General features: G+C 67.7%; 18 protein-coding genes. 10 read left to right on the plus strand and 8 right to left on the minus strand.

Going from position 1 to position 21,945, the window contains the following annotated elements; all coding sequences use genetic code 11:
- Window positions 1–56: 56 nt before the first annotated feature.
- A complete protein-coding gene (locus N7367_RS04180) occupies window positions 57–1,037 on the plus strand; it encodes a cation diffusion facilitator family transporter (RefSeq protein WP_279941794.1) in 981 nt (326 codons plus the stop codon).
- Between the two features lie 7 nt (window positions 1,038–1,044).
- Here N7367_RS04180 and nfi read toward each other — a convergent pair whose 3' ends face one another.
- A complete protein-coding gene (nfi, locus tag N7367_RS04185) occupies window positions 1,045–1,719 on the minus strand; it encodes a deoxyribonuclease V (RefSeq protein ID WP_279941795.1) in 675 nt (224 codons plus the stop codon).
- Between the two features lie 93 nt (window positions 1,720–1,812).
- Between nfi and gpmA the strand changes: the two genes are divergently transcribed.
- Entirely contained in the window at window positions 1,813–2,562 is a 750-nt protein-coding gene (gene gpmA, locus N7367_RS04190) for a 2,3-diphosphoglycerate-dependent phosphoglycerate mutase (RefSeq protein WP_053517379.1), read from the plus strand.
- A gap of 147 nt (window positions 2,563–2,709) precedes the next feature.
- The gene (locus N7367_RS04195) at window positions 2,710–4,803 is read left to right on the plus strand and encodes a M13 family metallopeptidase (protein WP_193395625.1); all 2,094 of its coding nucleotides are present in this window, start codon (window positions 2,710–2,712) and stop codon (window positions 4,801–4,803) included.
- Between the two features lie 78 nt (window positions 4,804–4,881).
- On the opposite strand, the gene N7367_RS04200 is transcribed toward N7367_RS04195, so the two are convergent.
- From N7367_RS04200 to rlmJ, 4 genes are all read right to left on the minus strand, one after another.
- Window positions 4,882–5,493 carry an HD domain-containing phosphohydrolase gene (locus tag N7367_RS04200; protein ID WP_279941796.1) on the minus strand — a complete coding sequence of 204 codons (612 nt, stop codon included), beginning with the start codon at window positions 5,491–5,493 and terminating at the stop codon, window positions 4,882–4,884.
- A gap of 52 nt (window positions 5,494–5,545) precedes the next feature.
- Window positions 5,546–9,010, minus strand: coding sequence for a transcription-repair coupling factor (gene mfd, locus N7367_RS04205; protein WP_279941797.1), 3,465 nt, complete (start codon window positions 9,008–9,010; stop codon window positions 5,546–5,548).
- Window positions 9,011–9,135: 125 nt separating this feature from the next.
- A complete protein-coding gene (locus N7367_RS04210; protein ID WP_053517384.1) occupies window positions 9,136–9,681 on the minus strand; it encodes a GNAT family N-acetyltransferase in 546 nt (181 codons plus the stop codon).
- A 95-nt stretch (window positions 9,682–9,776) separates the two neighbouring features.
- Window positions 9,777–10,634 carry a 23S rRNA (adenine(2030)-N(6))-methyltransferase RlmJ gene (rlmJ, locus tag N7367_RS04215; protein ID WP_053517399.1) on the minus strand — a complete coding sequence of 286 codons (858 nt, stop codon included), beginning with the start codon at window positions 10,632–10,634 and terminating at the stop codon, window positions 9,777–9,779.
- A gap of 34 nt (window positions 10,635–10,668) precedes the next feature.
- On the opposite strand from rlmJ, the gene creB reads away from it, so the two are divergent.
- The 7 genes from creB (at window position 10,669) to N7367_RS04250 (ending at window position 18,390) form a co-directional block, all read left to right on the plus strand.
- The gene (creB, locus tag N7367_RS04220) at window positions 10,669–11,388 is read left to right on the plus strand and encodes a two-component system response regulator CreB (protein ID WP_111185841.1); all 720 of its coding nucleotides are present in this window, start codon (window positions 10,669–10,671) and stop codon (window positions 11,386–11,388) included.
- A 3-nt stretch (window positions 11,389–11,391) separates the two neighbouring features.
- Window positions 11,392–12,852, plus strand: a complete 1,461-nt coding sequence (gene creC, locus N7367_RS04225; RefSeq protein WP_279941799.1) for a two-component system sensor histidine kinase CreC — start codon at window positions 11,392–11,394, stop codon at window positions 12,850–12,852.
- A gap of 81 nt (window positions 12,853–12,933) precedes the next feature.
- Complete coding sequence (gene creD / locus N7367_RS04230) at window positions 12,934–14,253, plus strand: cell envelope integrity protein CreD (protein WP_065174662.1); 1,320 nt, start codon at window positions 12,934–12,936, stop codon at window positions 14,251–14,253.
- Between the two features lie 10 nt (window positions 14,254–14,263).
- Complete coding sequence (locus tag N7367_RS04235; RefSeq protein ID WP_279941801.1) at window positions 14,264–14,674, plus strand: hypothetical protein; 411 nt, start codon at window positions 14,264–14,266, stop codon at window positions 14,672–14,674.
- A gap of 98 nt (window positions 14,675–14,772) precedes the next feature.
- Complete coding sequence (locus tag N7367_RS04240; protein WP_279941802.1) at window positions 14,773–16,371, plus strand: M20/M25/M40 family metallo-hydrolase; 1,599 nt, start codon at window positions 14,773–14,775, stop codon at window positions 16,369–16,371.
- A gap of 90 nt (window positions 16,372–16,461) precedes the next feature.
- Entirely contained in the window at window positions 16,462–17,865 is a 1,404-nt protein-coding gene (gene gltX / locus N7367_RS04245) for a glutamate--tRNA ligase (protein ID WP_279941803.1), read from the plus strand.
- A gap of 33 nt (window positions 17,866–17,898) precedes the next feature.
- On the plus strand, window positions 17,899–18,390 hold the full coding sequence (locus N7367_RS04250; RefSeq protein WP_053517393.1) for a Fur family transcriptional regulator: 492 nt from the start codon (window positions 17,899–17,901) through the stop codon (window positions 18,388–18,390).
- Window positions 18,391–18,501: 111 nt separating this feature from the next.
- On the opposite strand, the gene N7367_RS04255 is transcribed toward N7367_RS04250, so the two are convergent.
- The 3 genes from N7367_RS04255 to N7367_RS04265 are packed head-to-tail and all read right to left on the minus strand — an operon-like array spanning window position 18,502 to window position 21,912.
- Window positions 18,502–19,662, minus strand: coding sequence for an HlyD family secretion protein (locus tag N7367_RS04255; protein WP_279941804.1), 1,161 nt, complete (start codon window positions 19,660–19,662; stop codon window positions 18,502–18,504).
- Between the two features lie 10 nt (window positions 19,663–19,672).
- The gene (locus N7367_RS04260; RefSeq protein ID WP_065174667.1) at window positions 19,673–21,346 is read right to left on the minus strand and encodes an MFS transporter; all 1,674 of its coding nucleotides are present in this window, start codon (window positions 21,344–21,346) and stop codon (window positions 19,673–19,675) included.
- Window positions 21,346–21,912, minus strand: a complete 567-nt coding sequence (locus tag N7367_RS04265; protein WP_053518751.1) for a TetR/AcrR family transcriptional regulator — start codon at window positions 21,910–21,912, stop codon at window positions 21,346–21,348. Before N7367_RS04265 ends, N7367_RS04260 begins: the two co-directional genes overlap by 1 nt.
- Between the last annotated feature and the right edge of the window lie 33 nt (window positions 21,913–21,945).

A 21,945-nucleotide genomic window follows, 5' to 3' on the forward strand; every position in this document is an offset into this window, starting at 1 on the left:
AATAGTCTCCCCCGCAGCCACGCCGTAGCCTGACCGCATCGCACAGGAGCTGTTGCATGGGCCACGACCACGATCACCTGCCGTCCCAGATCCGCCACGAGAAGCCGTTGTGGTGGGCGTTGGGGCTGACTTCCACCTTCCTTGTCGTCGAAGTCGTCGGCGCGTTCTGGACCAACAGCCTGGCGCTGCTGTCCGATGCGGCCCACATGGCCACCGACGCGCTCGCACTGATGATCGCGCTGGTCGCGGTGCGCTTGAGCCGGCGTCCGCCGGATGCGCGCCGCACCTATGGCTATGCGCGGCTGGAAGCCCTTGGCGCGATGATCAATGGCGCGATGCTGTTCGTGGTGGCCGGCTACATCCTGTTGGAAGCGGTCGGCCGCTTCCGCGAACCGCAGGAGATTGCCTCCACCGGCATGCTGGTGATCGCCGCCGCCGGCCTGGTCATCAATCTGATCTCGATGCGCCTGCTGCAGGCCGGCAGCGGTGAAAGCCTCAACGTCAAAGGTGCCTACCTGGAAGTGTGGGCCGACATGCTCGGCTCGGTGGCGGTGATCGTCGGCGCGCTGCTGATCCGCTGGACCGGCTGGCAGCCGATCGACCCGATCCTGGCGGTGCTGATCGGCCTGTGGGTGCTGCCACGCACCTATGTGCTGATGCGCGAGGCGATCAACGTGCTGCTGGAAGGCGTGCCCAAGGGCATGGATGTGGCGAAGGTCCGCGACAGCCTGTCCGGCCATGCCGCGGTGCTGGACGTGCATGACCTGCATGTGTGGGCACTGGCCTCGAGCACGCCGGCGCTGACCGCGCATGTCGTGATGCGCGACGGTACCGACGCCGACGTGCTGCGCCGCGAGCTGGGAGGTCGCCTGCACGATGACTTCGGCATCGAGCATGTGACCCTGCAGATTGAAGCGGATCACTGCGGAGAGGCATGCGGAGATCCCGCGCCGCCCGATCGGGCTGCAGCGGATGCGCGGCACGATCACGACCACGGCGAGGACGCGCAGGGCCATCGCGGCCACGTGCACCGCTGATCTGCCGCTACGCGTCCCTTCGCGACGCCAGCCGATCCGCCAGCCGGGTCGGCTCCGGCAGGCGATAGCCACGCAGCGTCCGCTGTACCCACTGCAGCGCGGTATCGGCACTGACGCGATGCCCGCCAGCGACGAACAGCGGCCTGCAGCGGACCTTGCTGCGCAGCACCCAGCCGAGCTGTTCATCGCCATCGAGCAGGGGCGTATGCGCGCCAGCCTCGTCTGCGGGCTCGACGAAGCGACCGACCAGTTTCGACTTGGCCACGCCGATGCTCGGCAGATCGATGACCACGCCCAGGTGCGCCGCCACGCCCAGCCGTCGCGGGTGGCTGATGCCGTGCCCATCGACGAAGACCAGGTCCGGCGAACGCGGCAGCAGGGCGAGTGCAGCGAGCAGGGCGGGCAGCTCGCGGAAGCTGAGCAGGCCAGGGATGTAAGGCATCACCGTGGGAATGCGGGCGATCTCCCGGGCCACCGGTTGCAGGGTGGCGGCATCCAGCAGCACGGCTGCGGCGCGGGTGGTGCGGCCGTCGTCCTCGAAGCCGACGTCCAGCCCGGCCAGCCAGCGTACGGTACCCGGCAGCCGGTCGCTGCGCTCCACCAGCGCCGCAAGTCGCAGCTGTTGCTCGCGTGCGGCGGCGACGCTGCCCTGCCAGCGCCCGGGATCGATCACGGTATTCATCGATCACAGCATCGCATGCGCCGCGCCACGGCACGGTGAGCGGCCCCGGGGCTACAATGGCGGCCTGCCTTTCCTCGCGTTGGAGATCCTGCAGTGACCCGTAAACTCGTACTGTTGCGCCATGGCCAGAGCCAGTGGAACCTGGACAACCGCTTCACCGGCTGGGTCGATGTCGACCTGACGGAGCAGGGGCGCCGGGAAGCGGCTGCCGCGGGCCGCCTGATGCGCGAGGAAGGTCTGCAGTTCGACGTCGCCCACACCTCGGTGTTGAAGCGCGCCATCCACACCCTGCAGGGTGCGCTGGCCGAGCTGGAGCAGGACTGGCTGCCGGTGAACAAGTCCTGGCGTCTCAACGAGCGCCATTACGGCGGCCTGCAGGGCCTGGACAAGGCCGAGACCGCTGCAAAGCACGGCGAGGAGCAGGTCAAGGTGTGGCGTCGCTCCTATGACATCCCGCCGCCGCCGATGGATCTGGAAGACCCGGGCCATCCGATCCACGACCGTCGCTACGCCGGGCTGGACCGCAACGCGCTGCCGGGTACCGAATCGCTGGCCACCACCCTCGACCGCGTGCTGCCGTACTGGCACGACGCCATCGCGCCGCAGCTGAAGGACGGCAAGACGGTGCTGGTCACCGCCCACGGCAACTCGCTGCGCGCGCTGTACAAGTACCTCAACAATGTTTCGCGCGAGGAAATCCTCGAGCTGAACATTCCGACCGGCATTCCGCTGCTGTTCGAACTGAACGATGACCTGACCGTGCAGTCGTTCCGCTACCTGGGCGACCCGGAAGCGGCGCGCAAGGCCGCTGAGGCCGTAGCCAACCAGGGCAAGGCCAGGTAACCATCGGAAGGCCGGCGCACGCCGGCCTTCGCTTTTTGTGGCGCAGAGCAGGGCTCGGCGCCACATGACGAACGCTCTGTGACCTTTGGCCGGTCCCTGCCGCGGGCGTCCCCGTCTACCCTGTGGAATTACCCGCAGGAGAGCCTCATGAACGTCCGCAACCTGGCCCCGCTGGGCCTGACCATCGCCATCGCCGCCTCCCTGGCTGCGTGTGGCAAGAACGAAACTGCACCGGCGACCAGTGCCGACGCTACGCCGGCCTTCGACCTGTCACAGATCAAGACGCCGCTGATCTCGCTCAACAGCGCCGATCTCGATCCGGCCATCGCGGCCTGCACCGACCTCAATGGCTTCGTCAACAGCAAGTGGCTGAAGGCCAATCCGGTACCGGGCGACCAGACCACCTGGGGCAGCTTCGAAATCCTGCGCGAGCGCTCGCTGGAAGTGCAGCATGCGCTGGTACAGCAGGCTGCCGCCAGCCAGGCCAAGACCGGTTCGGTGGAAGCCAAGATCGGCGACATCTGGAAGACCGGCAACGACGAAGCGAAGATCGAGGCTGCGGGCCTGGCGCCGCTGCAGCCGCAGCTCGACAAGATCGCCGCGCTGAAGGACACCGCCACCCTCACCCAGTACCTGCGCGACAGCCAGGCCGAGGGCAAGGGCGTGCTGTTCTCGCTGTTCGCCAATGCCGATTACAAGGATTCGGCCAATGTCATCGCCTACGTCGGCCAGGGCGGCCTCGGCCTGCCGGAGAAGGGCTACTACTTCGATGATGCGCAGGCCAGGATCCGCGACGCCTACGTGGCCTACATCGCGCAGGTGCTGACCCTGTCCGGCGTGGACGCCGCGCAGGCCGCCGAGCAGGCCAAGGCCGTGATGGCCTTCGAAACCCGCCTGGCCAAGGCGTCCATGTCGCGCATCGAAATGCGTGACCCGGCCAAGCGCTACAACCCGCTCAGTGCTGCCGACGCCGACAGGCTGACCCCGAATTTCAGCTGGACCGCGCTGTTCGACACCCTGAAGGTGCCGGCCGCGCAGAAGTTCTCGCTGGCCCAGCCGGGCTTCTTCTCCGAGATGGACAAGATGCTGGCCGATGTGCCGGCCAGCACCTGGCAGGCCTACCTGCGCTTCCACACCATCGATGACGCCTCGCCGTACCTGAGCAGCCAGTTCGAGAAGGCCAACTTCGATTTCTATGGCACCACCCTGCGTGGCCAGAAGGAAATGCAGCCGCGCTGGAAGCGCGTGCTGGAGTCGGTCAACGGCGGCATGGGTGAGGCGCTGGGCCAGCTGTACGTCGACGCCGTATTCCCGGCCGAGTCGAAGGTGGCCATGCAGCACCTGGTGGAAAACCTGTCGCAGGCGTTGAAGGTGCGCCTGGAGCAGCTGCCGTGGATGGGGGAGGAAACCAAGAAGAAGGCACTGGAGAAGTGGGCCAGCTTCACCCCGAAGATCGGTTACCCGGACAAGTGGCGTGACTGGGCAGGCCTGCAGACCAACGGCGACAGCTACCTCGGCAACATGCAGGCGGCGCGTGCGTTCAACTACCGCTACATGCTGGACAAGATCGGCAAGCCGGTGGACAGGACCGAGTGGGGCATGACGCCGCAGACCGTCAACGCCTACTACAACGCCACCAAGAACGAGATCGTGTTCCCGGCAGCGATCCTGCAGGCGCCGTTCTTCGACGCCAAGGCCGATCCGGCACTGAACTACGGCGGCATCGGCGCGGTGATCGGCCACGAGATGATGCACGGCTACGACGATTCGGGCAGCCAGTTCGCCGCCAACGGCAACTTCGACAACTGGTGGACCGATGCCGACCGCAAGGCGTTCACCGAACGTACCGACCAGCTGGTCGCGCAGTTCGATGGCTACGAAGCGGTGCCCGGCGTGAATGTGAAGGGCAAGCTGACCCTGGGCGAGAACATCGGCGACCTGGGCGGCCTGACCGTGGCCTATGACGCGCTGCAGATGGCGCTGAAGGAAGATCCGAAGGCGAACGTCGAGGTCGATGGCTACAGCCAGGACCAGCGCTTCTTCATGAACTGGGCCACCGTGTGGCGTCGCAACTTCACCGATGGCGAACTGCGCGTGCGCCTGAACACCGATCCGCATGCGCCGGCCAACTTCCGCGCCAACGGTGCACCCTCGAACATGCCGTCGTTCGCGGCTGCGTTCCAGTGCAAGGCCGGTGACGCGATGGTGCGTGCCGACGACAAGCGCGTGGTGATCTGGTAACCGATCACACGTGAAGCGTGATGCGAAAGGCCCGGCGCAAGCCGGGCCTTTTGTCTGTTCGCCCGGTGGCGCCGGATCTCAGGCCAGCGCAGGTTCCTGCGCCAGCAGGCGATGGAAGCGCTGCAGCACGTAGGGGTCGATCAGGCCGCCGGCCTGGTCATCGAGGATGCGCAGTGCCGTTCCGTGCGCCATCGCCGCCCGGTACGGACGATCACTGGTCATCGCATCGTAGGCGTCGGCGAGCGTGACAATGCGCGCGCCCAGCGGGATGTGCTCGCCGTGCAGGCCGTCGGGATAGCCGCTGCCGTCGAATGCCTCGTGATGGGCCCGGATCAGCCTGGCCACCGCGGCGGCATCGCTGCGGCCGGTGGTCAGGAAGATGTGCTCGCCACGCACGGGATGCTCACGCATGATCGCGCGCTCCTGTTCGGTGTGCCGGCGAGGGCTCAGCAGCACGTCGTCGGGAATGCCGATCTTGCCGATGTCATGGAATCGCGCGGCCAGCGCGACCCGCGTGCCGGCCTCCTGGTCCAGGTCGCAGTGCAGGGCCAGGCGCTGCGCCAGTTGGCCGACCCGGTCACAGTGATGGCGGGTGTAGGCGTCGCGCATCTGCAGCGACATGGCCAGGGCATCGATCAGGCAGGCCTGTGCGTGCAGCAGGTCGGGGGCGGTTACGGCGTCAGGCAGCATGGTTGTCCGCCCGCACCGGGTGGGGCCGGTGCGGGGTGGTGGCAGTGGGAAATCAACCCGGGGCGAGGGTCGTCAGCAGGGCGCGGGCCGCATTGAAGCGGTCTTCCGGCAAGGGTAGCGGGTGCTTGATGCGGAGTTTGTCCGGGCCTTCCATCGCATACAGGTTCGGCTGCTTCTGGATCAGCTGGATCACGGCCATCGGGTCGATGTCCGGCTTCGATTCGAACACGATGCGACCGCCGTTCTCGCCCAGATCCAGCTTGCGGATGCCCAGCGCGTTGGCCCGCAGCTTCAGCTCGGCAACCGCGAACAGGTGCTTGGCCGGGTCCGGCAGCAGGCCGAAGCGATCGATCATCTCGACCTGCAGCTCGCGCAGCGCATCGTTGTCGCGCGCGCTGGAAATGCGCTTGTACAGCGTCAGGCGGGTATGCACGTCCGGCAGGTAGTCTTCCGGAATCAGGGCCGGCACATGCAGCTCGACGTCGGCACCGCGCACTTCCTCGCCGGCATCCAGGTCGGGCAGCTTGCCCTGCTTGATGCTGCGTACCGCGCGCTCCAGGAGCTCGGTATACAGGCTGAAGCCGACTTCGGCCATCTGCCCGCTCTGGTCCTCGCCGAGCAGTTCACCGGCACCGCGGATTTCCAGATCGTGGGTGGCCAGGGTGAAGCCGGCGCCCAGCTCGTCCATGGAGGCGATGGCTTCCAGGCGCTTCTCGGCATCCGGGGTGATCGCACGGCGGTCAGGCGTGATCAGGTAGGCGTAGGCGCGGTGGTGCGAACGCCCCACGCGGCCGCGCAGCTGGTGCAGCTGGGCCAGGCCGAAGCGGTCAGCGCGGTTGATGATGATGGTGTTGGCGTTGGGGATGTCGATGCCCGACTCGATGATCGTGGTCGACAGCAGCACGTTGAAGCGCTGCTTCTGGAAATCCAGCATCACCTTCTCCAGTTCGCGCTCCGGCATCTGGCCATGGGCGATGCCGATGCGCGCTTCCGGCACGAGTTCGGACAGCTCGCGCTGCATGCGGCCGATGCTCTCCACGTCGTTGTGCAGGAAGTACAGCTGGCCACCACGCGCCAGTTCGCGCTGGAAGGCCTCGCGCAGCAGCGCGTTGTCCCATTGCGTGATGAAGGTCTGTACCGCCAGCCGGTTCGGCGGCGGCGTGGCGATGATCGACAGGTCGCGAAGGCCGGCCATGGCCATGTTCAGCGTGCGCGGGATCGGCGTGGCGGTCAGGGTCAGCAGGTGCACGTTGGCACGCAACGCCTTCAGCGCCTCCTTCTGGCGTACGCCGAACCGTTGTTCCTCGTCGACGATGACCATGCCCAGATCCTTGAACTTCACGTCCGGCTGCAGCAGGCGGTGGGTGCCCACGATGACATCGATGGTGCCGGCAGCGACCTTCTCCAGTTCGGCCTTGATCTCCTTGGTGCTCTTGAAGCGCGACAGTACTTCCACCTTGAGCGGGTAATCGGCGAAGCGGTCGCGGAAGTTGCGGTAGTGCTGTTCGGCCAGCAGCGTGGTCGGCACCAGCACCGCCACCTGCTTGCCGGCACTGGCAGCGGCGAACGCGGCGCGCACGGCGACCTCGGTCTTGCCGAAGCCCACATCGCCGCAGACCACGCGGTCCATCGGCTGGCTGCTGGCGAGGTCGCGCAGGGTCGCGTCGATGGCGGCCAGCTGGTCGGGCGTCTCCTCGAACGGGAAGCCGGCGGCGAATGGTTCGTACATCGCGCGGTCGACCTGCAGGGCCAGTCCGGCACGTGCCTGCCGGCGCGCCTGGATTTCCAGCAGTTCGGCGGCGACGTCGCGCACTTTCTCGGCGGCCTTGCGCTTGGCCTTGGTCCACTGCTCGCCCCCGAGCGAATGCAGGGGCGCGGTCTCCGCGGATGCGCCGGAGTAGCGGCTGATGAGGTGCAGCTGTGCGACCGGCACGTACAGGCGGTCGCCCTTGGCATACTCGATTTCCAGGAACTCGCCCGGCATGCCACCGACGTCCATCGCGATCAGGCCGCGATAACGGCCCACGCCATGATCCTCATGCACGATCGGCGCGCCTTCGGTCAGCTCGCCCAGGTCACGGATGATCGCTTCCGGTTCGCGGCCGGCGCGGCGCGTGCGGCGGGTGCTGCCGGCGCGCTCGGGGAACAGCTGGCGTTCGGTCAGGACCGCCAGGCGCGGATCGTCCAGGGCGAAGCCATCTTCCAGCGGCGCCACGGCGATGGCAAAGCGCACATCGCTGGCGAGGAAGGCGGGCAGGTCGGCCACCACCGGCGGCTTCAGTTCGGCCGCCTGCAGCACTTCCAGCAGGGCTTCGCGGCGGCCCGGTGAATCTGCGGCGATCAATACCCGGCCGGGGTAGTGGCCGAGGAAGGATTTCAGCGCGTCGCCAGCGGGCGCTTCGCGGGCCGCTACCGGCAGCGCCGGCAGGGGCTGGTCGCCCAGCGCATGTGCATCGGCGATGCGTGCATGGTCGGCGGCCCATACTTCGATGCGTGGCGCGTCGTTCAGCCGCTCGCGCAGCTGCTCAGGCGAAAGGTACAGCGCCGAGGGCGGCAGCAGCGGGCGCTCGACATCGTGGCGGCGCTGCTCGTAGCGTTCGCCGGTCTGTGCCCAGAACGCGTCGGCGGCTTCGCCGGCGCCGGCACACACCACCGGCAGGCTGCCGGCAGGCAGGTAGTCGAACAGGCTGGCGGTGCGATCGAAGAACAGCGGCAGGTAGTACTCGATGCCGGCCGGGGCCAATCCGGACTTGAGGTCCTGGTACAGCGCACTGCGGCGCGTGTCGACATCGAAGCGTTCACGCAGGGCGGCCAGCACGCGGCCGATGCTGGCCTCATCCATCGGTACTTCGCGACCGGGCAGCATGTGCACCGACTCGACCCTGTCCAGCGAGCGCTGGCTTTCCGGGTCGAAGGCGCGGATCGAGTCGATGTCCTCGTCCAGCAGCTCCACCCGCAAGGGCTCGTCGGCGCCCATCGGGAACACATCGAGCAGGCCACCGCGCACGGCGAAGTCACCGGGGTCCATCACCTGCGGCACGTTGCGGTAGCCGGCGCTTTCCAGGCGGCGTTTTTCGGCCTCCAGGTCCAGGCGCTGGCCGACCTTCAGGTCGAAGCTGCCGCCGATCACGTAACTGCGCGGGGCCAGCTGCTGCAGCAGGGTCTGGACCGGCACCACCACCAGGCCGCGCTTGAGCGCAGGCAGGCGGTGCAGGGCCGCCAGGCGCTGCGAGATGATGTCCGGATGCGGGCTGAAGCGGTCGTAGGGCAGGGTTTCCCAGTCCGGGAAGGCGATCACCGGCAGCGCGGGATCATTGCCCAGCAGGGTCTGCAGATCGGCTTCGAGCTGGTTGGCGCCGTGGTTGTCACGGGCAACCACCAGCAACGGCGCGTCATGCGCGCGCGCCGCCTGGGCCAGGTACCAGGCCAGGGCGGTCGGTGAAGCGGGGGCGCGCCACCAGGCGCGGAGCTGGCCGGCGCGCGGCAGCGGCGGGGCGGGGTATGAAGTACGCGACATGGACCGCGGATTTTAGCAGAAGCCTCCACCCGCCCCATGATTGCTGCGTGAGCGGGCAGCGCCGGGCCATGCCCGGCGGGCGCAGTGGCTGCAACGGCATCGCCGGGCGGCGCCCGGCGTCACCGTCAGTTGTCCAGTTCCAGCACCATGCGTACCAGCCCTTCGGTGCCGTTCGGGTGCGGAACGGGCTTGAAGCCCAGCGAGGCGGCCAGCTGCTTCATCGGCTCGTTCTCGGCCGCCACATCGCCGTACAGGCGATCCAGGTACTTGCCCCGGCCCCACTTCACCAGCTTGCGCATCAGCTGCCGGCCCAGGCCCTGGCCGATGAGGAAGCGGCTGATCAGGATCGCGTACTCGGCTTCGCGGGTACCGGGGATGATCGAGGCCCGGGCGACCGCACCGACCACGGCCTCACCGGCGGGCAGGGACTCGGCCGCGACCAGGGTGATCTCGGTCTTGGGATTCGGATGGGTCAGGCGCTGGGTGGTTTCCGGTGACAGCTCGGTCACCGCCTGCAGGAAACGGTCGCGGATTTCTTCCGGCCCGAACAGGCTGAAGGCCGCTTGCAGCGGCGCGCTGTCTTCCGGGCGGATGGGGCGGATCAGCAGCTCGTGGCCGCTGGGAGCCTTGAAGATCTCATGCCAGGGCGGCATGCGGTTGCGAGTGGCCATACCGGGTGATTCCTTGGTGGTCCATCGATTGTGGCATCACCGGGGCTGTCTTCCGTGAACAAAAGGCTCACGGGCGTACAGCCTCGTGAAGGCCATTATTCAGGTGCCTTGAGCCAATCCAGGCGGGTGCTGGCGCCGGGCTCACCCAGGTGCTGGCGCAGCGCCGGCAGGGCCGGACCGACCGCCCGGTCGAACTGCCAGGGGGCGTTGAGCACCAGCATGCCGCTGCCGTTGAGGCGCAGCGGTGAGTCGTCGGGGCGTACCAGGAACTCGATGGTCACTGCCGACTTGACCGGCAAGGCAGTGGCCTTGCGCAGGAAATGCAGGATCGTGCGGCGCTGCTTGATCGGGAACCACACCGCGCAGGTGGCCTGCGGCCAGCGCGCCAGCGTCTCGGCCAGCGCTGCCAGGATACGCTGGTACTCGGCGTCCTGGGCCTCGTAGGGCGGGTCGATCAGCACCAGGCCGCGGCCGATCTTGCTGCCGTTGACCTTCGGCGGCAGCAGCGAGCGCAGCAGTGCATAGCCGTCGCCCGGGTGCACGCCGACCCGGCTGTCATGGGCGAACAGGGCCTTGAGCGTGCCTGCTTCGTCTTCCTGCAGCTCGCATACCGCCATCCGGTCCTGCGCACGCATGGCCTGGGCGGTGAGCAGGGGCGAGCCGGGGTAGTTGGTCAGCGCGCCGACCGGATTGTCGGCCTGCACGGCCTTCAGGTAGCGCTCGACCACGTCCGGCAGCTTCGGCTGCGCCATCAGGCGCATGACCCCGGATTCGGCCTCCAGCGTCTTGCGGCTCTCTTCGCTGGCCAGCAGATAGCGGCCAGCGCCGCCGTGGGTGTCCAGCACGAAGAACGGGCTGTCCTTGCGCTTGAAGCTGTCGATCAGGGCCAGCTGCACGATGTGCTTGAGGACATCGGCATGGTTGCCGGCGTGGAAGGCATGGCGGTAATTCATGCGGGCAGTGTACGGGGCGGCGGCCGCAGCGGCTATGCTGCGCGCCATGACAGCTCCCGTTGCCCATGTCCTGGTGGTCGAGGACGAAGCCGCCATCGCCGAAACCGTGCTCTACGCGCTGCGCAGCGAGGGCTACCTGGCCAGTCACTGCCTGCTCGGCAGCGATGCCCTGCAACGGCTGCGGGACGGTGGCATCGATGTGGTGGTGCTGGATGTAGGCCTGCCGGACCTGAGCGGCTTCGAGGTCTGTCGTCGGCTGCGTGCGCTGCCCGGTCCGCAGGCGCAGCTGCCGGTGATCTTCCTGACCGCCCGCAACGACGAACTGGACCGGGTGCTGGGTCTGGAGCTGGGCGCCGATGACTACATGGCCAAGCCGTTCTCGCCGCGCGAGCTGGTGGCGCGGGTACGCGCGCGGCTGCGGCGGGCGGCGCCTGCTGCCAGCGACACCGATGCAGGCTGGCAGACGCATGGCGCCTTCGCCATCGACCGCGAGGGCCGGCGTGTCCGCTTCCACGGCCAGGCGCTGGACCTGACCCGCTACGAGTACGCCCTGCTGGAAGCCCTGCTGCAACGCCCCGGGGCCATCCTCAGCCGCGCCCAGCTGATGGACCGCGGCTGGGACAGCAGTGCCGACAGCGCCGACCGCACGGTCGATACGCACGTCAAGACCCTGCGTGCCAAGCTGCGCGCGGCCGGCGCCAGCACCGACCCGATCCGGACCCACCGTGGCTTGGGCTACGCCCTGGAGGTGTGAGCGATGCGTCTGGTGATGAAGCTGTTCCTGGGCTTCTTCCTGATCGTGGGCATCGCCGCGTTCTTCGTCATGCGCGTGTTCGTCAACGAAGTGAAGCCGGGCGTGCGCCAGGCGATGGAATCGACCCTGGTCGATGCGGCCAACGTGCTGGCCGAGATGGCGGCGGCGGACGTCAAGGCCGGCACCATCAACAGCGGGAGCTTCACCCGCAACCTCGCCAAGGCGCGGCAGCGTGACCTGAAAGCGATGGTGTGGCGCTTTCCCAAGCGCGCCCTCGATTACCGGGTGACGATCACCGATGCGAAAGGCATCGTGATCTACGATTCGCTGGGCCGCGACGTCGGTCGTGACAACTCGCGCTGGAACGATGTCTACCGCACCCTGCGCGGCGAGTACGGTGCCCGCTCCAGCCCGGAGACGCCGGGCGAGGAGGGCAACACCGTGATGCATGTGGCCGCGCCGGTGTACGACCCGGGCGATGGCCGCACTCTCATCGGCGTGCTCACCCTGGCCCAGCCCAACCGCAGCATCGATCCGTTCATTGCGGCCAGCCAGCGCGCCATCATCGAACGCGGCGCGTGGCTGATAGGACTCTCGGCGCTGGTCGGGGTGCTGGTGACGATGTGGTTGACCACCGGCCTGGGCCAGCTCAGCCGTTATGCGCGCGCGGTCACCGCCGGTGAGCCGGTGCCGCCGCCACGCCGCCGCCGTGATGAGATCGGTGATCTCGGCCAGGCGCTGGAGACCATGCGGCGCAAACTCGAAGGCAAGGCCTACGTCGAGCAGTACGTGCAGTCGCTGACGCACGAAATGAAGAGTCCACTGGCCGCGATACGCGGCGCCGCCGAGCTGCTGCAGGAACCGATGGCCGATGCCGACCGTGCGCACTTCGCGCGCAGCATCCTCGAGCAGCAGGAGCGGTTGACCGAAACCATCGACAAGCTGCTGGCGCTGGCCGAAGTGGAGCAGCATGGCTGGCTGCAGACGCGTGCGCCGATCGCACTGCCGGACCTGCTGCAGCAGACCGTCGCAGCCGCGCAGGTGCGCGCGCAGGCGGCCGGCGTCGAGGTACGCACTGATGCCGTGGCGGATCTGAGCGTGCAGGGTGATGCCTATCTGCTGCGGCAGGCGCTGAACAACCTGGTCGACAACGCGGTTGCCTTCTCTCCATCGGGGACGGAGGTGGTGCTGCGGGCTCAGGTTGACGACGGCGGCGTGCGCCTGCAGGTGGCCGACCGGGGGGCCGGCATTCCCGACTATGCCCGTGACCGCGTGTTCGAGCGTTTCTATTCGTTGGCCCGTCCCGGCAGTGGCCGCCGCAGCTCCGGCCTCGGGCTGCCGTTCGTGCAGGAAGTAGCGCGCCTGCACGATGGCCGTGTCCAGCTGCAGGCCCGCGACGGCGGCGGGACCGTGGCCAGCCTGTGGTTGCCGCTGGGCATGCCCGGCCCGCGCACGCGGCGCTGACTTCACATCCGCTTCAAATTCGCCACAAACCCCGCTCACCGCGACGGTCCATCCTGCAGCCCTCTCCAACGAGGATGGACCATGAAATCCCTGAAGATGCTGCTGCGGTTCGCCATTGTCGGCGGACTGATCCTGCTGCTGCTGATTCCGCTGATGATGATCCGCAGCGTGATCAACGAGCGCAGCCAATACCGCGACGAAGCCTTCGCGCGGGTCGCTGACAGCCGCGCCGGCGCGCAGCAGCTGGTGGGGCCGGTGCGGGTGGTGCCGTGGGTGGAGCGCCAGCAGGTGGAAGTCGTCGACGCCAAGGGCAACAAGAAGACCGAGGTGCAGGTCAGCGAAGGGCACTGGCTGCAGATGCCGGCCTCGCTCGACGTTGGCGGCGAGATGCTGCCCAGCCAGCGTGAGGTCGGGCTGTTCAAGGTGCCGGTGTACAGCTGGAACGGCCAGTTGAAGGCCTCTTTCGCGGCTGACGACTATCCGGTCAAGCCAGGCCGTACCTATGGCCAGCCCTATGTGGCGTTGGGCGTGTCTGACGCGCGTGGCCTGGTCGGGACGCCCAACCTGCGCGTGGATGGCCGCCAGGTGCGCCTGCTGCCGGGTGTCGGCGCCGCTGCGGAACTGGGGCGCGGCCTGCATGCCCCCGTGGCGGGCTTTGCCGGGGTGCAGGGTGGACAGCTGGCAGCAAGCACGGTGGAGCTGGAGCTGCGGCTGGACGGCAGCCGGATGTTGTCGGTCGTGCCGGTAGGCGATGACAACCGCATCGCACTGCGTTCGCGCTGGCCGCATCCATCCTTCGCCGGCGCCTTCCTGCCGAACGAACGCCGCGTCGATGCGCAGGGCTTCGACGCACGCTGGGCAGTGTCCTCGCTGGCCTCCGATGCCCAGCGCCAGCTGCGCAGCGATGGCGCGGTGGCGTCGCAGGCGGTGAGCGTGTCGCTGGTCGATCCGGTCGACGCCTACACGCAGGCGGATCGCGCCTCCAAGTATGGCGTGCTGTTCGTGCTGCTCACCTTCGTCGGCTTCATTCTGTTCGAGCTGATCAAATCGCTGCGCATCCACCCGCTGCAGTACCTGATGGTGGGCCTGGCGCTGGCGATCTTCTTCCTGCTGCTGATCAGCCTGTCCGAGCACATCGCCTTCTGGAAGGCCTATCTGGTCTCGGCGGCGGCCTGCATCGGCCTGCAGGCGGTGTATCTGGCCAACGTGCTCGGTCACTGGAAGCGCGGCCTGGGCTTCGCCGCGCTGCTGACCGTGCTGTATGGCGCGCTTTACGGGCTGCTGGTCTCGGAGAACAACGCACTGCTGATGGGCTCGCTGCTGCTGTTCGTGATTCTGGCGCTGGCGATGTGGGTGACCCGCCGCGTGGACTGGTATGCGCTGGGCGCGGAAGCAAAGTGAGGAGAACGCGATGGGATGGCGCCAGGGATTGCGGCTGAGAGCCCAGCAAGGCATTCCGGCTCTGCTCGAAGTGGATGCACTGCTGCAGGCGCATGGCGTGCTGGCGGCCCTGCCGGGGGCACGGATCGCCCCCGGCCTGGTCCGCTTCCAGCTGGCGGCGGCCACCTGCGAAGGAGTGCTGGGGCAGGGACTGGAGTGGCTGGACGGTGCACGGCAGGGACGTGGCGTGCTGGGTGGAAAGGTGCCGCGCTACCGGCCCTGGAAGGCCGGGCCGGGGGCGTTGGCCGAGATCGGCATCGCCGGCCTGCCCGGCGACTGGCCCACGCACGCTGCGGTATTCGGCTGCAGCAGCATCGACCGGCGGCACTGGTTGCTGCTGCTGCCCATGCGCGCCCAGCTGTGGCTGGGCTGGAGCGGATGAGGCGTCCGCACCGCCCATGACCGATGGGACGGGGGCCGGGCGCCCCCGCTGGCTAGACTCGAGGGGTTGATGATCGAGCCGAAGGGCAGGGGTGGGATGTGCTGAAGTGGGGTGTGCTGGCGGTTGCGCTGGCGATGAGCGGCAATGCGATGGCGCAGCAGCGCGAGCCGGTGGACCTGGACATGGTCAGCCGCATCCGCCAGGAGGCGTTCCATCGCTCGCAGGTGATGGACACCTTCAGCTATCTCACCGAGCGCATCGGGCCGCGCCTGACCAACTCCCCGGCGATGGGGCGCGCAAACGCGTGGACCCGCAGCAAGTTCACCGAATGGAAGCTGGACAATGTCCACGACGAAGCGTTCGATGACTTCGGCCGTGGCTGGGAGTTCACCTCGGCCAGCGTGGAGATGCTCGGCGACCGCGTGATGCCGCTGCACGCACTGCCCAAGGCCTGGACGCCGGGCACCCGCGGACCGGTCGAGGGCGAGCTGGTACAGGTGGACATCAAGAAGCCGGAAGACTTCGAGAAGTACCGCGGCAAGCTGCGCGGGAAGATCCTGCTGCTCGGCGAGGCGCGCGAGTACAAGCGGGGTACCGAGCCGGACTCGCATCGTCACGACGCCACCTCGCTGGAGGGACTGCAGGAATTCACACTGCCCAAGGACAAGGACGCCACCGCCGAGCGCGCCAAGCGGGTGAAGGAGTACCAGGAGCGGCAGGCGCTGGCGGCCAAGGTCAACGCCTTCTTCGTCGAGGAAGGCGCACTGGCCTCGATCAGCATCAGCAGCTGGGACAACGGCATCATCCGCGTGGCCGGTGGCGGCTCGCGCAAGGCCGGGGAATCGGTCGGCATTCCGGAGCTGGCGATGATCGCCGAGCACTTCAATCCGCTGGTGCGTGCACTGGAGGCCAAGCAGCCCGTGCGCCTGCGGGTGGACGTGAGCGCGCGTTTCACCGACGACAGCGATCAGCCCGGCTACAACACGCTGGCGGAGATCCGGGGCACCAGCAGGCCGGATGAGGTGGTGATGATCGGCGCGCACCTCGATTCCTGGCACAGCGGCACCGGCGCGGCCGACAACGCGGCCGGCGTGGCGGTGATGATGGAAGCCATGCGCATCCTCAAGGCCACCGGTGCCAAGCCCCGGCGCACCATCCGGGTGGCGCTGTGGAGCGGCGAGGAGCAGGGCCTGATCGGCTCGCAGGCCTACGTCGCCAAGCACTTCGGCCAGTTCCCGGAACCGGTGGACGCTGCGCAGAAGGCGTTGCCGGCCTCGCTGCGCGACCCCACCGGACCGCTGCGCAAGACCCGCGACTACAGCAAGTTCCAGGTCTACTTCAACATGGACAACGGCTCCGGCCGCTTCCGTGGCATCTACGCGCAGGAGAACCTGGCGGCGATGCCGATCTTCGAGGCCTGGCTCGCCCCGTTCCATGATGTCGGCGCCACCACGGTGGCGACCCGCAACACCGGCAGCACCGACCACATCAGCTTCGACCGCATCGGCCTGCCCGGCTTCCAGTTCATCCAGGACCGGCTGGATTACTTCACCAATGTCCACCACAGCCACCTGGACACCTGGGACCACGCCGAGCCCGAAGATCTCAAGCAGGCAGCGGCCATCGTGGCCTCCTTTGCCTACAACGCGGCGATGCGAGAGCAGTCGTTCCCGCGCAAGGCCGAGCCGCAGCCGTGACGTGAGCCGGAGGGGCGGACCCCGTCCGTCCCTCCGTGCCGGCGCGGGGCTGGTGGTAAAATCGCGGAATTCCCGTTCCTCGAGCCCCACATGACCTGCCGCACCCGCTTCGCCCCCAGTCCTACCGGTTATCTGCATATCGGTGGCGCCCGCACCGCGCTGTACTGCTGGCTGGAGGCCCGCCATCGCGGCGGCGAGTTCGTGCTGCGCATCGAGGATACCGACCGTGAACGCAGCACCCAGGGGGCGATCGACGCCATCCTGGAGGCGATGGAGTGGCTGGGCCTGGACTACGACGAAGGCCCGATCTACCAGACCGACCGGGTGGCCCGTTACCGGGAAGTCGCCGAGCAGCTGATTGCCGACGGCAAGGCCTACTACGCCTATGAAACCCGGGAAGAGCTGGACGCGATGCGCGAAGCCGCCATGGCCAGGCAGGAAAAGCCGCGCTACAACGGTGCAGCGCGCGAGCTGGGCCTGCCGTACCGGGACGACCCGAACCGTGTCATCCGCTTCAAGAATCCGCTGCAGGGCACGGTGGTGTTCGATGACCTGATCAAGGGCCGGATCGAGATCGCCAACAGCGAACTGGATGACATGGTCATCTTCCGTCCGGACGGCTATCCCACCTACAACTTCGCGGTGGTGGTGGATGACTGGGACATGGGCATCACCGAGGTCATCCGCGGTGACGACCACATCAACAACACGCCGCGCCAGATCAACCTGTACGAAGGCATCGGTGCACCGGTGCCGAAGTTCGGCCACATGCCGATGATCCTGGACGAGCAGGGCGCCAAGCTGTCCAAGCGCACCGGTGCCGCCGACGTGATGCAGTACCGGGATGCCGGCTACCTGCCGGACGCACTGCTGAGCTACCTGGCCCGCCTGGGCTGGTCGCATGGTGACCAGGAACTGTTTACCCGCCAGGAACTGATCGACCTGTTCGATGTGAAGGACTGCAACTCCAAGGCGTCGCGCCTGGACATGGCCAAGCTGGGCTGGGTCAACCAGCACTTCCTGAAGACCGTGGAACCGGCCGACATCGCGCCGCACCTGGTCTACCAGCTGCAGAAGCTGGGCCTGGACGTGGCGGCGGGCCCGGCACCGGTAGACGTGGTGATCGCCCTGCGTGAACGCGTGCAGACCCTGAAGGAAATGGCCGAGAAGGCCGTGGTCTGGTACCAGCCGCTGAACGACTACGACGAAGCCGCAGTGGCCAAGCACTTCAAGGCCGGGGCCGAGGTCGCCCTGGGCAAGGCCCGTGAACTGCTGGCGGCGCTGCCGGAATGGACGGCCGAAGCGGTCGGCACGGCCCTGCACGACACGGCCGCCGCGCTGGAGATCGGCATGGGCAAGGTCGCCCAGCCGCTGCGCGTGGCCATCACCGGTACCCAGGTCAGCCCTGACATTTCCCACACCGTGTACCTGGCCGGCCGTGAGCAGGCCTTGAAACGCATCGACGCGGCCATTACCAAGGTAGCAACGGTCTGAGGCATCCTTGCCAGGCCGAACCGGAGAACGCGCATGCCCGCCAAGACTGCCACTGCCTGTACCGCCCCCCACCACCACGTCCATGACGCATCGGATTTCGTGGCGGTGGTCGAGCGTGTCTCGCGCGAACGCGGGCTGCGCCTGACCCCCATCCGCGCCAACGTACTGAAGCTGATCGCCGAAGCCGGCAAGCCGGTCAAGGCCTACGAGCTGCTGGAATGGGTGCGCAACGGCAAGGGCGTGGGTGCCGATGCCCCGCCCACCGTGTACCGCGCGCTGGACTTCCTGATGGCCAATGGCTTCGTGCACAAGCTGGAATCGGTGAATGCCTTCGTGGCCTGCCACCACCCCAGCAGTGCGGCGCATTCGGTGCCGTTCCTGATCTGCAACAGCTGCCACAGCGCGGTGGAACTGGAAGACCGCGAGATCGTCGGCCAGCTGGAGAAGCGGGCCAAGGAGCTCGGCTTCCAGCCGCAGGCGCAGACGCTGGAAGTGCACGGACTCTGCGCCCGCTGCGCAGGCTGAGCGGCCGGCGCGAGTGGGGTCAGATCCCTTTTGCCAAGGCAAAAGGGATCTGACCCCAGTTTCATGTTGCCAAGGCAAAAGGGATCTGACCCCCGTTTCACGAGCTCGACCCTACCGGGCCGGCGCAGGCTCGGCCGCCGTATCCACCCGTGCGATCACCGACATGCCGGGACGCAGTCGCGCGGCCAGCTCCTGCCCCGGATCGATCGAGATCCGGATCGGCAGCCGCTGCACCACCTTGGTGAAGTTGCCGCTGGCATTGTCCGGGCGCAGGACGCTGAATTCCGAGCCGGTGGCGGGGGCGATCTGCTCCACATGGCCGCGCAGCACCTGGCCCTGGAACGCGTCCACGGCGAACGTCGCAGGTTGGCCGATGCGCATCTGCCAGGTCTGGCCCTCCTTGTAGTTGGCGACCACCCACAGCGCGTCGGGCACCAGGAACAGCAGCTGCGAGCCGGCGGCCACGTACTGGCCGGTCCGCACGCTGGCCTCGCTGATCTGCCCGTCGCGCGGCGCATGGATCACGGTATTGGCCAGGTCGATGCGTGCCAGTTCCAGTTGCGCCTGTGCGCTTTCCACCTGTGCCTCCAGGCTCTTGCGTGCCACCTGGGTGGAGATCAGCGTTTCCTCGGCGATGCGGATCTGTGCCTGTGACTGCTGCACGCTGGCCTGCGCCGACGCCTGGGTCGTGCGGAAGCGGTCGCGGTCATTGATCGATACCAGGCGTTGTGCGGCGAGCTGTTCGTATCGCTTCAGCTCGTTGCGGGAGCGCTCAAGCTCGGCCTTGCCGGCGGACAGGGTGGCCTGGGCCGCAGCGATCTGCGCGCGGTTCTGCGCCTGCGACTGATCGGAGTTGGCCAACGCCGCGCGCGCGCTGTCCAGCGTGGCCTGTGCCTGCGCCACGCGCTGCGCATAGATGCGGTCATCGATGCGCAGCAGGGGTTCGCCCTTCTTCACGTGCTGGAAGTCCTTCACCAGCACCTCGGTCACATAGCCATTGACCTGGGGTGCCATCACCGTGATCTGCCCGCGCACGTAGGCGTTGTCGGTGACCATCACGCTGCTGGCAAACGGCCACAGGTGCCACGCGCGCAGGATCAGTGCGATGCCCAGCAGGGCCACCACCACCATCACTGCCACGCTGCGCGCACTGGGTCTGAGGTACTTCGGCGCGACCGCCGGCTCAGCCGGCGTGGGCGCAGGTGCCGCATCGGTTGGCGGCGGTGGGGTCACGTTGTCGGCATCGTCGGGACGGGGCGGGACGGGAGGCATGGCGAAGGACTCAGCGGGGCGCTGCGGGGGAGGCCGCAGCGGAGGAGGGCGGATGGCGCTTGCGCCACTGCTTGAGCACGGCGGTACGCAGCGACAGCAGCAGCAACCAGCACAGGAAGCCGATCGCCAGCCAGCCGCTCAGGGTGAACACATCATTGAACCCACGGACATTGGCCTCGCGGCGCGTCGTCTGTGCCAGCTGCGCGGTGCCCTGCGCGCTGCGCAGCACCGGATCGGTGATCTGCGCGGCGTACAGCTGCTGCTGGATGCGCAGGCGCTGCGCCACCACCGGGTCGGCGGGATCAAGCTGGCTGGTCAGCGCGCTGGAATACAGCTGTTCGCGATGCAGCTGGAAGGTTCCCAGCAGCGCCGAGCCGGCCAGCCCGCCCAGCGTCTGGGTGATCGACAGCGTTACCAGGAAGGTGATCATGTGGTCCACACCCTGTTTCAGGGCGGCGGAGATGCCCAGCATGATCAGCGGGCCCATGAACATCCCGGCACCGACCGAGGCCAGGAACTGGCTGAGGTAGAAATCGTGGGGACGGTCCATGCTGGTGCGGTTCTGGTCGAAGAACGCCGCCGAACCCAGCAGCAGGATCGCCATCAGCAGCTGCGGGATCAGCCGCTTCGGGCCGAAGGTCACGGCGGTACCGATGATGCCGGTGACAACCCCTGCCAGAATCACCACGAACAAGGGGCGCAGCTGGTCCGGGCCCATGCCCAGCGTGCGCATCAGGCTGACCACGCCGTAGGACTGCTCGGTGGTCAGGAAGCGGATGAGGAACGCACCCACGATGAAGTGCAGTACCGGCAGGCTGGCCAGCCAGCGCGTCTGCAGCAGTGGATTGCGCCGGTAGTGCTCGATGATGAAGGCGGTGGTCGACAATGCGATCGAGGCGACCAGCGCCCAGCCCAGCCACGGTGTGTCCAGCCACCAGCGCGTGTAGCCCTGGGCCAGCACCACCACCAGCAGCGCAACCGCCGGGGCAAGCAGGCTGAAGGTGAGGAAATCCATGGGCTCGAAGGCCTTGATCTGCACGCCTGGCGGCAGCTTCAGCACCACCACCGCCGCGAACGCACACAGCGCCAGCCCTGCTTCGAAGGAATACAGCTGGTGCCATTGCCCGGTATCGACCAGGCCGGGCGACACGATCCAGGCCAGCGGAACTGCCAGCTGCGACAGACCGACGCCGATCACCAGCAGGTTGCCGGTGAAGCGCCGCGGCAACGCCTGCAGCATGTACAGCGTACCCAGCGTCGAACACGCCGCACCGGCGAAACCGCTGGCCGCGCGCGTCAGCATCGTGGTTTCGAAGCTGCCCACGAACAGGTGCAGCACGGCCAGCGCGGCATACAGCCCCAGGCCGATCTCGGCGAACAGGCGGATGCCGTACTGCTGGCGGAACTTGAAGGCCAGCAGGTTGGCGGTGACGTTGACCATCGCGTAAGCGGCCACCAGCCAGCTGCCCTGGGTCGGGGTGAGCTGCAGTTGCCCCTGCAGGAAGGGCAGGTTGGCGGTGACCAGCGCATTGCCGAGGCCACCGGTGATGGCCACCAGCAGCGACACCAGGGCATAGGCAGCACGCCGGTAGGGTGGGTGCCACGGCATCGAAGCCGATCCGGGCATGGTCGGCTTCTCATGCTCCTCCCAGTCCGGCACCGGCTTCAGATACGGCTGCACCATCAGCGCGCTCCGCTGGCTGCTCCCTGGAGTCCTCCGCGCAGCAGTTGCAGGGCACGCCCGGCCAGACGGGCGCGCTCGTCACGGGTCTTGCCGCGAAGGGCGGCTCCCAGCATGCCGGAGATCAGTGAAATATCCGTTTTTTCCAGGTCGGGACGGCACAGGCCTGCGGCGATGGCCCGCTGGATCGGTGCTTCCAGCAGGTCGCGTACGGTCTCGCGCGCGGCGCGCATGGAGGGCACGTCCGAATCAACGGCGCGCCAGTAATCGGCCAGCGCAGGTGAATCGATGATGCGCTGGGCCATCCCCTCGAACACCTCGAACAGGGCGTCGTCACGGTCGCCCAGCTGCTCCACCTGGCGGCGGATACGGTCGACTGCACGCTGCAGCAGGGCCTGGATCAGCGCGGTGCGGTCGGGAAAATTGCGGTACAGCGTGGCCCGGCCCACCTGGGCGCGTTCGACCACCAGGTCCAGCGGAGCGGTGACGCCGTGTTGCCCGAACACATGGTCGGCGGCGTCGAGAATGAGGGCACGGCGGGCAGCGGCATCAGCGCGTTGAGCGGTCATGGGTTCATTTTCGGACAGAAGTGTCCGATGTGC

This window comes from Stenotrophomonas sp. GD04145, assembly GCF_029835135.1.
Taxonomy (GTDB): Bacteria; Pseudomonadota; Gammaproteobacteria; order Xanthomonadales; family Xanthomonadaceae; genus Stenotrophomonas; species Stenotrophomonas maltophilia_P.

Excerpts from the sequence above, each read along its gene's own strand:
- rlmJ (WP_053517399.1), bottom strand. The coding sequence starts at position 10,634 with ATGAATTACCGCCATGCCTTCCACGCCGGCAACCATGCCGATGTCCTC.
- N7367_RS04250 (WP_053517393.1), top strand. The coding sequence starts at position 17,899 with ATGCCCGCCAAGACTGCCACTGCCTGTACCGCCCCCCACCACCACGTC.
- N7367_RS04195 (WP_193395625.1), top strand. The coding sequence starts at position 2,710 with ATGAACGTCCGCAACCTGGCCCCGCTGGGCCTGACCATCGCCATCGCC.
- N7367_RS04180 (WP_279941794.1), top strand. The coding sequence starts at position 57 with ATGGGCCACGACCACGATCACCTGCCGTCCCAGATCCGCCACGAGAAG.
- creC (WP_279941799.1), top strand. The coding sequence starts at position 11,392 with ATGCGTCTGGTGATGAAGCTGTTCCTGGGCTTCTTCCTGATCGTGGGC.
- gltX (WP_279941803.1), top strand. The coding sequence starts at position 16,462 with ATGACCTGCCGCACCCGCTTCGCCCCCAGTCCTACCGGTTATCTGCAT.
- N7367_RS04200 (WP_279941796.1), bottom strand. The coding sequence starts at position 5,493 with ATGCTGCCTGACGCCGTAACCGCCCCCGACCTGCTGCACGCACAGGCC.
- mfd (WP_279941797.1), bottom strand. The coding sequence starts at position 9,010 with ATGTCGCGTACTTCATACCCCGCCCCGCCGCTGCCGCGCGCCGGCCAG.
- creD (WP_065174662.1), top strand. The coding sequence starts at position 12,934 with ATGAAATCCCTGAAGATGCTGCTGCGGTTCGCCATTGTCGGCGGACTG.
- N7367_RS04210 (WP_053517384.1), bottom strand. The coding sequence starts at position 9,681 with ATGGCCACTCGCAACCGCATGCCGCCCTGGCATGAGATCTTCAAGGCT.
- nfi (WP_279941795.1), bottom strand. The coding sequence starts at position 1,719 with ATGAATACCGTGATCGATCCCGGGCGCTGGCAGGGCAGCGTCGCCGCC.
- N7367_RS04260 (WP_065174667.1), bottom strand. The coding sequence starts at position 21,346 with ATGGTGCAGCCGTATCTGAAGCCGGTGCCGGACTGGGAGGAGCATGAG.
- N7367_RS04255 (WP_279941804.1), bottom strand. The coding sequence starts at position 19,662 with ATGCCTCCCGTCCCGCCCCGTCCCGACGATGCCGACAACGTGACCCCA.
- N7367_RS04265 (WP_053518751.1), bottom strand. The coding sequence starts at position 21,912 with ATGACCGCTCAACGCGCTGATGCCGCTGCCCGCCGTGCCCTCATTCTC.
- N7367_RS04235 (WP_279941801.1), top strand. The coding sequence starts at position 14,264 with ATGGGATGGCGCCAGGGATTGCGGCTGAGAGCCCAGCAAGGCATTCCG.
- creB (WP_111185841.1), top strand. The coding sequence starts at position 10,669 with ATGCTGCGCGCCATGACAGCTCCCGTTGCCCATGTCCTGGTGGTCGAG.